Below are 12,647 nucleotides of genomic sequence, written 5' to 3'. Positions count from 1 at the left end.
GTGCGTTGGTTTATTGCGGACCGAGCGACTTGATCAGCGCGGCCAGTGCTTCCATCTCGGCGGGTTTCAGATCGGTCAGCGGCGCGCGCACCGGACCGGCATCGTGGCCAACCAGCTTGGCACCGGCCTTGATGATGCTGACGCCATAGCCCGGCACGCGGTTGCGGATGTCGAGGTAGGGCATGAAGAAGTCCTTGAGCAGGCGGTGCTGTGTCGCCATGTCGTCGGTGCGCACGGCTTCGTAGAACTCGATGGCCGTCTTGGGGATGAAGTTGAACACCGCCGAGGAATACACCGGTGTGCCCAGCGCCTTGTAGGCCGCGGCATAGACCTCGGCCGTGGGCAGGCCACCCAGGTAGGAGAAGCGCTCGCCCATCTTCATGTAGATGGAGGACATGGTCTCAATATCGCCCACGCCGTCCTTGAAGCCAATCAGATTGGGGCAACGGTCCGCCAGGATGGCGAGCGAGTCCGCCGTGAGCCGGCACACATTGCGGTTGTAGACAATCACGCCGAATTTCACGCTCTTGCACACCTGCTCGACATGGGCAATCAAGCCTTCCTGGCCGGCTTCGGTCAGGTAATGCGGCAGTAGCAAAATGCCGTGCGCGCCCTGGCGTTCGGCCTCTTGCGCGCAGGCAATGGCAAAACGCGTGGGGCCGCCGGCGCCGGCGATGATCGGCACCTTGCCGCGGCAGGTTTCCACCGCAGTCTTGATGATGGACGGGTATTCGTCGCCGGTGAGCGAGAAGAACTCGCCAGTGCCGCCGGCCGCAAACAAGGCGCTGGCGCCATACGGGGCCAGCCACTCCAGGCGCGCGGCATAGCTCTTGGCGTTGAAGTCGCCTTGCGCATCGAAGTCGGTCACGGGGAAGGACAGGAGGCCAGAGCTGACGATGGTTTTGAGGTCTTGGGGATTCATGATGAGGTCCTTATGGAGAGGGATTAATTCAAAAGGGTTCGATAGGAAAAAAAGTTCAGTCCAGACGGACGTCGGCCTGCTTGACCACAACGGCCCAGCGGCTGCGTTCGCGTTCAAAAAACTGGTTCTGCTCGGTCGGGCTCATGGTCACCACTTCGGCGCCCTGCCCCGTCAAACGGCTGCGAATCGCCGGGCTGCGAATGACCTTGATCAACTCGGCATTGAGTCGAGCCAGTATGGCGGGCGGCGTGCCGGCGGGCACCAGCACGCCCTGCCAGGTGCCGGACTCGAAGCCCGGCAGACCCTGCTCGGCGATAGTCGGCATCTGCCCGACCAACGGCATGCGCGCGCCCTTGGAGATGCCCAGCACCTTGAGCTTGCCGCTTTGCACATGCGGCAGCGTGGCCAGCATGCCATTCATGACCACCTGGGTCTGTCCGGCCATGGTGTCGGTCACGGCCTGCACGCCGCCTTTGTAGGGGATGTAGGTCCAGCGCGCGCCACTGGCCAGTGCAACGGCCACACCGGCCAGATGCGGGGCGCTGCCCATGGCGGTGACGGCAAAGTTCAGCTCGGTTTTTTTGGACAAGGCCACCAGTTCCTGCAGGTTGTTGGCCGGCACCGAGGGGTGCACCACCAGCATGTGCGGCGAGTAGGCCAGCATGGTGACGCCACTCAAATCCTTCGACGGATTGAACGGCAGCTTGGTGTAGACCGAGGGGCTGATGGCCAGCGCGCCGGTATCGCACAGCAACAGGGTGTGGCCGTCTGGCGCGGACTTGGCCACCGCGTCGGCACCCAGGTTGCCATTGGCACCGGGCCGGTTCTCGATGATCACCGGCTGCTTCAAGGCGTCGGACAAGGGCTGGCTGATGGCACGGGCGATGATGTCCGACGAGCCGCCGGGTGGGTACGGCACGACGATGCGCACAGGCTTGGTCGGCCAGGCTGGGGCCTGGGCCAGCACGGGTGTGCTGATGGCCGCTGCGGTAAGCAGACCGAGGGTGGAAAGCACCAGTTGGCGACGTTGTGTGGATGGCATGAATACTCCTGAATTAATAGCTGCCTGCGCTTTATGGACGCTGGCTAGAGGCTGTTTTCGTATAAATTTGAGTGGTAAGCACTCAAAAGCGGGGTTTGACCTGCGTCCAGTCCGGGCGGAAGCAGCGCATCTGCGCCACGTCGTTGCGGGTGCGGATGCGGCAGTGTTGGTAGGCCTCGTGCAACTCGGCCAGCTTGTCGCGGTCCAGCTCCACGCCGAGGCCGGGCTTGTCGGTCAGGTGCACGCAACCGCCGGTGATCGGCACCTTGCCGCCCAGCAGGATTTCATCGCTCTGCCACGGGTAATGCGTGTCGCAGGCGTAGCTCAGGTGCTGCACCGACGCAGCCAGGTGCGTCATCGCCATCAGGCTGATGCCCAGATGCGAGTTGGAATGCATGGACAGGCCCAGGCCGAACGCCTGGCAGGTACGCGCCAGCGCCTGTGTGGCGCGTAGGCCGCCCCAGTAGTGGTGGTCGGAGAGCAGTATCTGCACCGAGTTGAGCTCAATGCTGCGCTTGAGCTCAGCCCAGTTCGTCACCACCATATTGGTCGCCAGCGGCAGGCCGGTGGCCTTGTGCAGCTCGGCCATGCCTTCGAGCGTGGGCGTCGGGTCTTCGTAATATTCCAGGCAGCCGGCCAGCTTCTCGGCCACGCGCAGACTGGTCGCCATGGTCCAGTTGCTGTTCGGATCGATGCGCAGCTGGTGCTTGGGAAAAGCGGCCTTGAGCGCGAGAATCGCATCCGCCTCTTCTTCGGGATCAAACACGCCGGCCTTGAGCTTGATGCTCTCGAAGCCGTACTGGTCGATCATCTGTTTAGCCTGGGCCACGATTTGCTGCGGATTCACCGCCTCGCCATAGGGATCAGGCGCATATTCGGGGTCCACCGAGGCATCCCACTTGTAGAACAGGTAGGCCGAATAAGCCACCTTGTCGCGCACGGCGCCGCCGAGCAATTCCACCAGTGGAATGCCCAGCGTACGCGCCTGCAGGTCCAGAAACGCGACCTCGAATGCCGAGAAGGCGCTGTTGACGAGGTTGCTGCCGAGTGAGCCGGGTGCCAGTTCCATTTCGACGTGGCCGGTGTTGGTTTGCGGCGCAGCGCTAAGCACCCGCGCCCACAGGCCGTTGAGGTCGAAGGCGGAGAGGCCGACCAGGCTGTCGCGGGTGCGGTTCAGCAGGTCCAGCACCGGCGCATCGCCGTAGGTTTCGCCCAGGCCAACCTGGCCATTGGCGCCCACGACTTCGATGATGGAGCGCAGGCCAAAGGGCTCGTGCACACCGGCGGCATTGAGCAAGGCCGGGTCCTTGATGGCAATGGGTGTCACGCGGACAGCAACAATTTTCATGCGATATTTCCGTTTATTTCACGAGCGAAGGCAGCCACAGCGAGAACGCGGGTACGTAAGTCACGAGCAGCAGGCAGATGCCGAGCGCACCGTAAAACGGGGCAATCGAACGCATGACCTGGCCGACCGATATCCCCCCAATCGCACAGCCGACGAACTGCACCGAGCCGACCGGCGGCGTGTTCAGGCCGAGCGCGCAGTTGATCAGCATCACGATGCCGAACTGAATCGGGTCCATACCGAACTGCATCGCGATCGGCATGAAGATCGGCGTACAGATCAGGATCGTGGCCGCCATGTCGAGGAAGGTGCCGAGGATGAACAGCAGCACATTGATCATCAGGAAGATGACCCAGGGCTGGCTGCTCACCGACTTCATCAGCTCGCCGGTCAGTTGCGGCACCTCATACAGCGCCATGAAGTAGCCGAAGGCGTTCGAGATACCGATCAGCAGCAGCACCACGCCGGTGGTCTTGCAAGCCTTGGCGCAAGCCGTCATGAAGTTTTTCCAGGACATCGTGCGGTAAACAAACACCGTGATAGCCAGCGCCCAAGCCACGGCGATGGACGCCGACTCGGTGGCCGTGAAGGCGCCCGACAGAATGCCGACCAGGATGATCACCACCACCAGCAGGCCCGGCAACGCTGCGCCAAAAGCACGCGTCACCTCGCCCCAACCGGGGAAGGCGCCGCGTGTCGGGTAGCCGCGTTTGACGGCGACGTAGTAGGCTGCGCCCAGGTTGCACAAGGTCAGGATGATCGCGGGCACCAGGCCCGCGAGGATCAGGCTCAGCACGCTAACCGAGGCGATGCCCGAGGTGGCCAGTGTGAAGATGATCATGTTGTGCGAGGTTGGCATGATGGCGCCAACCAGCGCGGCGTGGGTGGTGACGTTGACGGCGTAGTCGGCGTCGTAGCCTTCCTTCTTCATCAGCGGAATCATCACCGAGCCCATGGCCGAGACGTCGGCCAGCGGCGAACCCGCGACACCGCCAAACAGCGTGCACCCAATCACGTTGCTCATGCCCAGGCCGCCGCGTACGTGGCCGACCAGGCTGTTGGCGAAGCGCACGATGCGCTCGGCGATGCCGCCATAGAGCATCAGTTCGCCAGCGAAAACAAAGAACGGAATGGCCAGGAAGGAGAACACCTGCATGCCGCCAACCATCTTCTGGAACACCACCGCGATCGGCAGACCGGCGGCAATGATGGTGGCCACCGACGACAGGCCAATCGCAAACGCGACTGGTACGCCAATGACCAGAAAGAGCGTGAAGCTCAGGGCGAGTACGGTCAGTTCCATGCGGGCACCACTTCCTCACCGCGCAGCAGCGCGATGACATGTTCAATCGAGAACAGCACAATCAGCACGCCGGCAATCACCATCGGCAAATAGTCGATTCCGTCGGGGACGGGCAGCATGGGTTTTTTCTCGCTCCATTTGGCGCTCATCCACAGCCAGCCGCCATGCACCATCAGCGCACCGAAGAGGCCGACAAGAAAATGGATCAGGATTTCAATGCGGTGCTGCCATTTTTCGGGCAACAACACAACCAGGGACTCCAGGCCGATGTGGCCGGCGTCGCGCACGCCGACCGCCAGGCCGAATGCGGTGACGAACAGCACCAGCAGCAGGGCCAGCGCTTCGGCCCAGGTCGGTGTGTCGTTAAATACGTAACGCCCGATCACCTGCCATTGCACGCATAGGACGACCGCAATCAGCCCCGTCACGGCCAGGATCAGGCAGAGCTTGGACAGCGCCGCACAGAATTTTGTATACATAGTGTTCTCGTCAGCTCCGCCCCTTGTCGCGCCCTTCCCGATTAAGAAAAGGAGCGCCCGCCCTCCCCCATGCGGGAGAGGGTTGGAGGGTCAAGAAATTTCAGGGTGGTGTTGCTTACTTGGTGTCCTGAATGGTCTTGACCAAACGCTTCAGATCAGGGGTGACCATGAACTTTTCATAGACCGGACCCATCACGCCCTGGAACGAGGCCTTGTCCACTTCGACGATCTGGGCACCGCCGGCTTTGACCGCGGCCAGTGAGATGCCTTCCTGCTCGTCCCATTTCTTGCGCTCCACGGCCACGGATTCCTTGGCAGCACTGCGGATCATGTCCTGGTCGGCCTTGGGCAGCTTGTCCCACACCAGCTTGGACATCAGCAGTATTTCGGGCGCCATGGAGTGCTCGGTCTTGGAATAAAACTTCACCGCTTCGTAGTGTTTGGCGGTGTCGAACGAGGGGATGTTGTTCTCGGCGGCATCGATCAGACCCGTCTTCAAGCCGGTGTAGACCTCGCCGTAGGGCATGGGTGTGGCGTTGCCGCCCATCGCGCCCACCAGCGCGACCCACAGGTCGGACTGCTGGACGCGAATCTTCATGCCCTTCACGTCGGCCACGGTCTTGATGGGTTTTTTGGCGTAGATCGAGCGCGCGCCGCTGTCATAAAAAGCCAGGCCGATGAAGCCCGCCGCTTCGCAGTCCTTGAGAATCTCCTCGCCGGCCGGGCCGTCGAGCGACTTGCGCATGTGCTCGACCGAGTGGAACAGGAAGGGCATCGTCGGCACTTGGGTCTTTTGGCAGATCGCATTCATCGGGCTGATGTTCACGCGCGTGAAATCTAGCGCGCCGATCTTGACCTGGTCGATCGTTTCCTTCTCGGTGCCGAGTGCGCCCTTGTTGAAGACCTTGATCTTGTACTTGCCGCCGCTCTTCTTCTCCATCACTTCGCTCATGTATTTCACGGCGACCACGGTCGGATAGGTATCGGAATTGTGGATATCGGCCGAGCGGAACTCGACAGCGAAACCGGCCAATGGCGCCATGGCCAATGTGGCGGCGACTGCCAACAGTGTTTTTTGAATCTTCATGTCATCCTCTATGTAGTTAATGGTGGCGAAAACTTTTTTATTGATGCAGACACGCAGCTTCGGGCAGTCCGCGCACGCCGGGGCGCAACGCAAACAAACCGCCGGCCAGTGGCTGGTCAGATAGATCGACTCCGTCAGGGCGAATCGATGTCACGAACAGGGTGTCCAGCCCGGCGCCGCCAAAGGCGCACATGGCCGGTTTTTTGACCGGTACCGCCAGCGAGCGATCCAGCTTGCCATCCGGTGTAAATCGGTGAATGAGGCCCGCATCGTTACCGCAGATCCAGTAGCAACCGTCTTCATCCACCGCCGCGCCGTCGGGCCGGCCGGGCAGCGTCTTCATGTCCACAAAAACCCGGCGCTTCGAGGGCGTGCCGGTCGCGGTGTCGTAATCAAACGCCCAGATCACTTGCATCGAAGGATGCGAGTCGGACAGGTACATGGTGCGGCCATCGGGGCTGAAGCCGAGTCCGTTGGGCGTGATGAAACCCTCCAGCATTTTTTGCAGCCCGCTTATCTGCTCATAGCGGTACAGGGCGCCGGAGGTTGAAGCCAGACCCATGTTCATCACCATGGTGCCGGCCCAGAAGCGGCCCTGCCGGTCACAACGGCCATCGTTGAAACGCATGCCCGCGCTAGCATGTGTCACTTTTTCCAGCAACTGGCTGCGCAACTGGCCACCGGCCTGGGTCTGGGTCTGCAATTCAAAGACACCGCTTTCCATGCCGGCAACCCAAGTGCCTGCGCTTGCACCTTGCGCGATACAAGCCAGCATTTCGGATGCCAGCCAAGTCGTGACCTGCGCGCTAGCGGCCTGCCAGCGACAGAGCTTGCGCGCCGGAATATCGACCCAGTAGAGGGCCTGCTCGGCAACGTGCCAGACCGGGCTCTCGCCAGTCGCATTGCGGCAGTCCAGCAGGAGTTCAGCGTTAGCAGTCATAGCATCAATCGGCAAACGGGCCAGCTTTGACAAAGCCACCACCCTGAAACTGCACGGCCGGGTCGCTCAGATCAGGCGCCGGCGTGCGGGCATAGACGGCATCCCGAAACACGTCCGAGCTGTCCTGCGGCACATAGCCGACATGGCGGGCGCCGCTGTTGTCCCACCAGGTGACGGCATTATCCGACATGCCAAAAATGATGGTGTGACCCAACACCGGCGTGATCAGGCAGGCGGTGATCAAGCGGTGCAGATCATCAAAACTCAACCAGGTCGCCAGCATGCGGCGGTCGCGCGGCTCGGGAAACGAGGAGCCAATGCGCACGCAGGCGGTCTCGATGCCGTAGCGGTCAAAGTAGAAACGCGACAGGTCTTCGCCAAAGGCCTTGCTCACGCCGTAGAGGCCGTCCGGTCGCGCGGGCTCTTTCGCCGTGATGGTCTCGCTCTGGCGGTAGAAGCCGGTGACGTGGTTGGAGCTGGCAAACACCACACGCTTGACGCCGTGCTGGCGTGCCGCTTCGTACAGGTTGTACACGCCCAGAATATTGGCCTGCAGGATGGGCTGAAACGGGCCTTCGACCGAAACGCCACCCAAATGAACGATGGCGTTCACGCCTTGCACCATCGCACTCACCGCATCGGCATCGGCCAAATCGGCCAGCACGACCTCCTCCTGCGCACCAGCCTCGCCCAAGCCCGCCCGGTCGGACAGGCGCAAGACATCACAATTCGCCTTGAGCCGTTCGCGCAGAGCCTGGCCCAAACCACCAGCAGCGCCGGTCAACAGAAGTTTTTGATGAACTTTGGAGGTCATTTTCTTTAACTCATTTCAAGTTTTCGGTGCAGGCACTGGACTTTTCCTGTCTGCAGCCTTACATTCAATTAACCGGACAACTTATCAGTCGTATGTTGTCTGATGAGTGGAAATTATGGATAATCAATTCAAACGAGTCAAGAGCTTTTTAAATGGAATCATGGAAAACCCCTAGTCCCCCTGTCGTCCGCCCCCGCCGTCCGCGCGGACTGGTCCAGGAAATTGTGGAAGGTCTGGCCGGCAACATCCGCGACGGGCAGATCAAGCCCGGCGACAAGCTGCCCACCGAATCCGAAATCATGGCCCGCTTTGACGTCAGCCGCACCGTGGTGCGCGAGGCGCTCTCCAAATTGCAGGCCTCCAAACTGGTGGAAACCCGGCACGGCATTGGCACGTTTGCCCTATCGCCCCAGGACACGGGCAACTTCAAGATTGCAAAAGAAGACTTCTCCACCGTGGCGGATGTGATCGCCGTGCTGGAGTTGCGCATCAGCCTGGAAACCGAGGCGGCCAGCCTGGCCGCCCAGAGGAGAACGGACGCCAACCTGGTGTCTATGGAAGCCGCCTTGAAAGCATTTCAGGACTCCATCAACCAGGACTCGGATGCCGTTCCTCCCGACTTCCAGTTTCACATGGAGGTGGCTCGCGCTACCAACAACCAGCACTTTGCCGACTTGATGACTTACCTGGGCGCCATGATCATTCCACGCACCCGCGTCAACACGCCCAGCAGTGCACCAGAAGGTCGATTGAAGTACCTGCAGCGAGTCCATGGCGAGCACGAAAGCATCTTTAACGCGATTCGCAACCAGGACTTGGAAGCGGCCCGCGCCGCTATGCGCACCCACCTGGCCAACAGTCTCGAGCGTTTGCGCAAGGGCCAGATCGGTCAAGCCTGATCGCCCCCGGACGGTTGCCTTCTCAGGGTTAACCCTATAAAAGAAATTCACCGTTAAGTTGTAGGATGTCTGCTAACTAAATTTACTTGGTCCATTTCATGCCTGTGCCTTCCAACACCCCCACTGTCGTTCGCATGCAAGTCATCCCCGTGGCCGGCCACGACAGCATGTTGCTCAATCTGAGCGGCGCCCATGGCGCGTTCTTCACCCGCAATCTGGTCGTTCTGACCGACAGTTCCGGCAACACCGGCGTGGGCGAGGTGCCGGGTGGTGAAAAAATCCGCTCGACGCTCGAAAGCGCTCAAAACCTGGTGGTGGGCCAGTCCCTGGGCAACTGGAACAAAGTGCTGAACACGCTGCGCACCCAGTTTGCGGATCGGGACAGCGCCGGCCGTGGGCTACAGACTTTCGATTTGCGCGTGACCATTCACGCCGTCACGGCGGTTGAAAGCGCGATGCTCGACCTCCTGGGACAATTTCTGAATGTGCCGGTGGCTGCCTTGTTGGGCGAAGGCCAGCAACGCGACACGGTGGCCGTGCTGGGCTACCTGTTCTATGTCGGCGACCGCACGCTGACCGACCTGCCCTACCCATCCGAGCCGGATGCAGCCGATGACTGGCAACGCCTGCGACACGAAAAGGCGCTGGATGCCGCCGCCGTGGTGCGGCTGGCGGAGGCCGCCTACGCACGTTATGGCTTCAAGGATTTCAAGCTCAAGGGCGGCGTGTTGCGGGGCGAGGAAGAGATGGAAGCGGTTGTCGCCCTGCACGAGCGTTTTCCTGACGCGCGCATCACACTCGACCCCAACGGCGGCTGGCTGCTGAAAGACGCGGTGCGGCTGTGCCGTGATCACCGCAAGGAACTGGCTTATGCCGAAGACCCGTGTGGCGCCGAGGGCGTGTTCTCGGGTCGCGAGGTGATGGCCGAGTTTCGTCGTGCCACCGGCCTGCCGACGGCCACCAATATGGTGGCCACGGACTGGCGCGAGATGGCGCACACCATCCAGCTGCAGTCCGTGGATATCCCCCTGGCTGATCCGCACTTCTGGACAATGCAAGGCTCGGTGCGCGTCGCCCAGTTATGCCAAATGTACGGCCTGACTTGGGGTTCGCATTCCAACAATCACTTTGACGTGTCGCTGGCGATGTTCACCCACGTCGCCGCCGCGGCGCCCGGCAAAGTCACGGCCATTGATACCCACTGGATCTGGCAAGACGGCCAGCGCCTGACCAAGGAGCCGCTGCAAATTGTGGACGGCAGCATCACCGTGCCGGCAAAGCCCGGTTTGGGCATCGAGCTGGACATGGTTGAAGTGGAAAAAGCCCATCAGCTGTACCTGACCCACGGCCTGGGTGCCCGCGACGATGCCACCGCCATGCAGTTCCTGGTGCCCAACTGGAAGTTCAATCCCAAGCGGCCTTGCCTGGTGCGCTGATCAGGCGCGGACCCGTCGCGCAAACGCCTCGAACTCGGCAATGGGCAGGGGGCGGCTGAACAAATAGCCCTGGTACGCATGGCAACCCTGGCACGTCAGGAAATCCCGCTGGCCTTGAAGTTCCACGCCTTCGGCAATCACGGTCAGACCCAGGCTGGCCGCCAGAACAATGATCATCTTCGCAATGGCCGCATCGTTGGGGTCGATCAGCACGTCCCTGACAAAACCCTGGTCGATTTTCAGCTGGTCCAGCGGCAGGCGCTTGAGGTAAGTGAGTGAGGAATAACCGGTGCCAAAGTCATCCAGCGAGAAGCCCACGCCCGTCAATTTGAGCGCCGTCATTTTGGCGATGGTATTTTCGACATCGGACACCAGCAGGCTCTCGGTAAGTTCCAGTTTGAGAAGATGCGGGTTGGCGCCTGTCTGGCGCAGAATGGTCACGACCCCGTCGACAAAGTCGGCCTGATGAATTTGCTTGGCGGAGACATTGACCGCAATCGACAGATGCGCGGTGGTCGGCTCTGTGGCCCATGCCACCAACTGCAGGCAGGCGGTCTTGAGGACCCATTGACCCAGAGGAAGAATCAGGCCCGTCTCCTCCGTCAAGGGGATGAATTCCGCCGGCGACACCATGCCACGTTGCGGATGCTGCCAACGCAGCAGCGCCTCGGCCCCGGTCAGCCGTCCCTCGCCAATCACCTGCGGCTGGTAGTACAAAACGAACTGTTGCAGGCGCAGGGCCTCGCGCAGATCGGCTTCCAGCGCGGCACGTTCACTGACGATGGATTGCATCGCGGCATCGAAAAACCGCACGGTGTTGCGCCCGGCGGCCTTGGACTGGTACATGGCCAGGTCCGCCTGTTTCAGCAGCTCATCGATCGAGTTCAGCTGGCCGTCAAACAGCGTCGTCCCGATACTCGGCGTGCTGTGGACTTCATGCCCCGCGATCAGATAGGGCCGGTTGAGCGTGGCCAGAATCTTTTCTCCGACCGCCTCGCTATAGGTCGCCACGTCGTCCGCGTTTTCGCTCAGCCCCTCGATCATCACCACGAATTCGTCGCCCCCCAGGCGCGCCACGGTATCGCCCCCGCGCACGCAGGTCATCAGGCGCCGGGCAACCTCCTGGAGCAGTAAATCGCCCTTGTCATGGCCCAGTGTGTCATTAAGGGTCTTGAAATGGTCCAGGTCAATGTAGAGCAAGGCGCCCACCCGGGCGTTACGGTGGTTCAACACCAGCGCATGTTTCAGACGATCCAGCAGAAGCCGCCGATTGGGCAACAGCGTCAAGGGGTCGTAAAAGGCCAGTTTATTGATCTCATCTTCGGCCGCCTTGCGTTCGGAAATATCTTCAATGACCCAAATGCTGCCGGCCTCGGGGTGCGCGGGATCGAGATCGCAGCCGCGCAACTGCGCCCAGAAAACGCTGTCGTTCGCCCGTTTGAGAAACAGTTCTTCCTCGTATTGGCCCTCGAGTCCTGCGAAGGTCACGTAGGCGCGCTCGTTGACCGCGGTAAATTGTTCACCCGACTGAAACAGGGTTCGCGAGAGTTGCCCTGCCAGCGTGCCCTGGGCGTATCCGAATATTTTTTCGGCGTGCCGGTTCGCCAGCTGAATCGTCGGCCCGCGAACAAAAATCACCCCCACCTGCACATTGCTCAGAATCACCCGCTGCTCGGCAAACGAAGTTTTCAGGTCCCCGCGCATCTGGTCCATTTGCTGTGCCAGGCGGCCAATCTCGTCGGCGCGATACACGCCTACCGGCTGATCAAAGTCGCCGCTGGCCAACTGGTTGGAAAACTGCGTGAGTCCGGCCAGTGGTTTCAATACGCGCAAATGCAGCAGCAGCAAAATAAAGCCGAGCGACAGCACGAACTGGGCCAGGAAAATAGCCAGGTAGGCACGCCGGTCTTTTTCGAACTCCTGCTGCTTCAACCCATCATCGACTTCCACCTCCACATAGCCCGCCAACTCCGCGGCGCCCGAGACCTCGCCACTGAGCACCAGCGGTTGCGAGGCCACTCTCGACTTGCCAATTCTGCGCTCGGGCCGCTCCACGTTCAGAATGGGCACGCGCGCAGGGTCACTCACAGTGACGCGAACCACATGGGGATCGATCAGCGACGCCTCCACCAGCTTGGCAATACCCTCGGTGTTGAAGTTCCACACCGGCGCCACCAGGCTATGCGACAGGAGCGCCACCTTTTCGGCCAGGTTGGTTTCCAGTTCCCGGTTGATTTGCGCCTCGCGCAGATGCGTCAAAGTCATCACGCCGACCAGCACCGGTGCCAGCAGGCCCACCGCCATGGCAATCGCCATGCCGACGCTCAGACTGTCAAGACGGCCCTGTGGTGACAATGAAGTACGGGCCACGAGGGTT

At 61.2% G+C, this 12,647-nt stretch carries 11 protein-coding genes; 2 read left to right on the top strand and 9 right to left on the bottom strand.

Going from position 1 to position 12,647, the window contains the following annotated elements; translation table 11 throughout:
* Positions 1-10: 10 nt before the first annotated feature.
* The 8 genes from kdgD to C5P05_RS24460 all read right to left on the bottom strand — a co-directional run bounded on the left by kdgD (position 11) and on the right by C5P05_RS24460 (position 7,935).
* Positions 11-922, bottom strand: a complete 912-nt coding sequence (kdgD, locus tag C5P05_RS24495; RefSeq protein WP_114972476.1) for a 5-dehydro-4-deoxyglucarate dehydratase — start codon at positions 920-922, stop codon at positions 11-13.
* Positions 923-977: 55 nt separating this feature from the next.
* Complete coding sequence (locus tag C5P05_RS24490) at positions 978-1,964, bottom strand: Bug family tripartite tricarboxylate transporter substrate binding protein (RefSeq protein WP_114972475.1); 987 nt, start codon at positions 1,962-1,964, stop codon at positions 978-980.
* Between the two features lie 82 nt (positions 1,965-2,046).
* Positions 2,047-3,312, bottom strand: a complete 1,266-nt coding sequence (locus tag C5P05_RS24485) for a glucarate dehydratase family protein (RefSeq protein ID WP_114972474.1) — start codon at positions 3,310-3,312, stop codon at positions 2,047-2,049.
* 13 nt (positions 3,313-3,325) lie between these two features.
* Positions 3,326-4,615 (bottom strand): TRAP transporter large permease, encoded by a 1,290-nt coding sequence (locus C5P05_RS24480; RefSeq protein ID WP_114972473.1) that lies wholly within the window; start codon positions 4,613-4,615, stop codon positions 3,326-3,328.
* Entirely contained in the window at positions 4,606-5,094 is a 489-nt protein-coding gene (locus C5P05_RS24475) for a TRAP transporter small permease (protein ID WP_114972472.1), read from the bottom strand. The genes C5P05_RS24480 and C5P05_RS24475 overlap by 10 nt, the downstream gene beginning before the upstream one ends.
* Before the next feature lie 115 nt (positions 5,095-5,209).
* The gene (locus C5P05_RS24470; RefSeq protein WP_114972471.1) at positions 5,210-6,181 is read right to left on the bottom strand and encodes a TRAP transporter substrate-binding protein; all 972 of its coding nucleotides are present in this window, start codon (positions 6,179-6,181) and stop codon (positions 5,210-5,212) included.
* Between the two features lie 37 nt (positions 6,182-6,218).
* Entirely contained in the window at positions 6,219-7,121 is a 903-nt protein-coding gene (locus tag C5P05_RS24465; protein WP_114972506.1) for an SMP-30/gluconolactonase/LRE family protein, read from the bottom strand.
* A gap of 4 nt (positions 7,122-7,125) precedes the next feature.
* Positions 7,126-7,935 carry an NAD-dependent epimerase/dehydratase family protein gene (locus C5P05_RS24460; RefSeq protein WP_114972470.1) on the bottom strand — a complete coding sequence of 270 codons (810 nt, stop codon included), beginning with the start codon at positions 7,933-7,935 and terminating at the stop codon, positions 7,126-7,128.
* A gap of 152 nt (positions 7,936-8,087) precedes the next feature.
* Between C5P05_RS24460 and C5P05_RS24455 the strand changes: the two genes are divergently transcribed.
* Both C5P05_RS24455 and gudD read left to right on the top strand, forming a co-directional pair.
* Entirely contained in the window at positions 8,088-8,834 is a 747-nt protein-coding gene (locus C5P05_RS24455; protein ID WP_114972469.1) for a FadR/GntR family transcriptional regulator, read from the top strand.
* Between the two features lie 98 nt (positions 8,835-8,932).
* Positions 8,933-10,270 carry a glucarate dehydratase gene (gene gudD / locus C5P05_RS24450; protein ID WP_114972505.1) on the top strand — a complete coding sequence of 446 codons (1,338 nt, stop codon included), beginning with the start codon at positions 8,933-8,935 and terminating at the stop codon, positions 10,268-10,270.
* On the opposite strand, the gene C5P05_RS24445 is transcribed toward gudD, so the two are convergent.
* Positions 10,271-12,640 carry an EAL domain-containing protein gene (locus C5P05_RS24445; protein WP_198674850.1) on the bottom strand — a complete coding sequence of 790 codons (2,370 nt, stop codon included), beginning with the start codon at positions 12,638-12,640 and terminating at the stop codon, positions 10,271-10,273.
* Between the last annotated feature and the right edge of the window lie 7 nt (positions 12,641-12,647).

Origin of the sequence: Rhodoferax ferrireducens (assembly GCF_003347515.1) — a bacterium.
Classification (GTDB): domain Bacteria; phylum Pseudomonadota; class Gammaproteobacteria; order Burkholderiales; family Burkholderiaceae_C; genus Rhodoferax.
This window is presented reverse-complemented; position numbering and strand designations above follow the sequence as displayed.

What these genes read in the sequence shown, in the direction of transcription:
- C5P05_RS24475 (WP_114972472.1), bottom strand. Translation starts at nt 5,094, where the DNA reads ATGTATACAAAATTCTGTGCGGCGCTGTCCAAGCTCTGCCTGATCCTG.
- C5P05_RS24465 (WP_114972506.1), bottom strand. Translation starts at nt 7,121, where the DNA reads ATGACTGCTAACGCTGAACTCCTGCTGGACTGCCGCAATGCGACTGGC.
- C5P05_RS24455 (WP_114972469.1), top strand. Translation starts at nt 8,088, where the DNA reads ATGGAATCATGGAAAACCCCTAGTCCCCCTGTCGTCCGCCCCCGCCGT.
- kdgD (WP_114972476.1), bottom strand. Translation starts at nt 922, where the DNA reads ATGAATCCCCAAGACCTCAAAACCATCGTCAGCTCTGGCCTCCTGTCC.
- C5P05_RS24490 (WP_114972475.1), bottom strand. Translation starts at nt 1,964, where the DNA reads ATGCCATCCACACAACGTCGCCAACTGGTGCTTTCCACCCTCGGTCTG.
- C5P05_RS24470 (WP_114972471.1), bottom strand. Translation starts at nt 6,181, where the DNA reads ATGAAGATTCAAAAAACACTGTTGGCAGTCGCCGCCACATTGGCCATG.
- C5P05_RS24485 (WP_114972474.1), bottom strand. Translation starts at nt 3,312, where the DNA reads ATGAAAATTGTTGCTGTCCGCGTGACACCCATTGCCATCAAGGACCCG.
- gudD (WP_114972505.1), top strand. Translation starts at nt 8,933, where the DNA reads ATGCCTGTGCCTTCCAACACCCCCACTGTCGTTCGCATGCAAGTCATC.
- C5P05_RS24460 (WP_114972470.1), bottom strand. Translation starts at nt 7,935, where the DNA reads ATGACCTCCAAAGTTCATCAAAAACTTCTGTTGACCGGCGCTGCTGGT.
- C5P05_RS24480 (WP_114972473.1), bottom strand. Translation starts at nt 4,615, where the DNA reads ATGGAACTGACCGTACTCGCCCTGAGCTTCACGCTCTTTCTGGTCATT.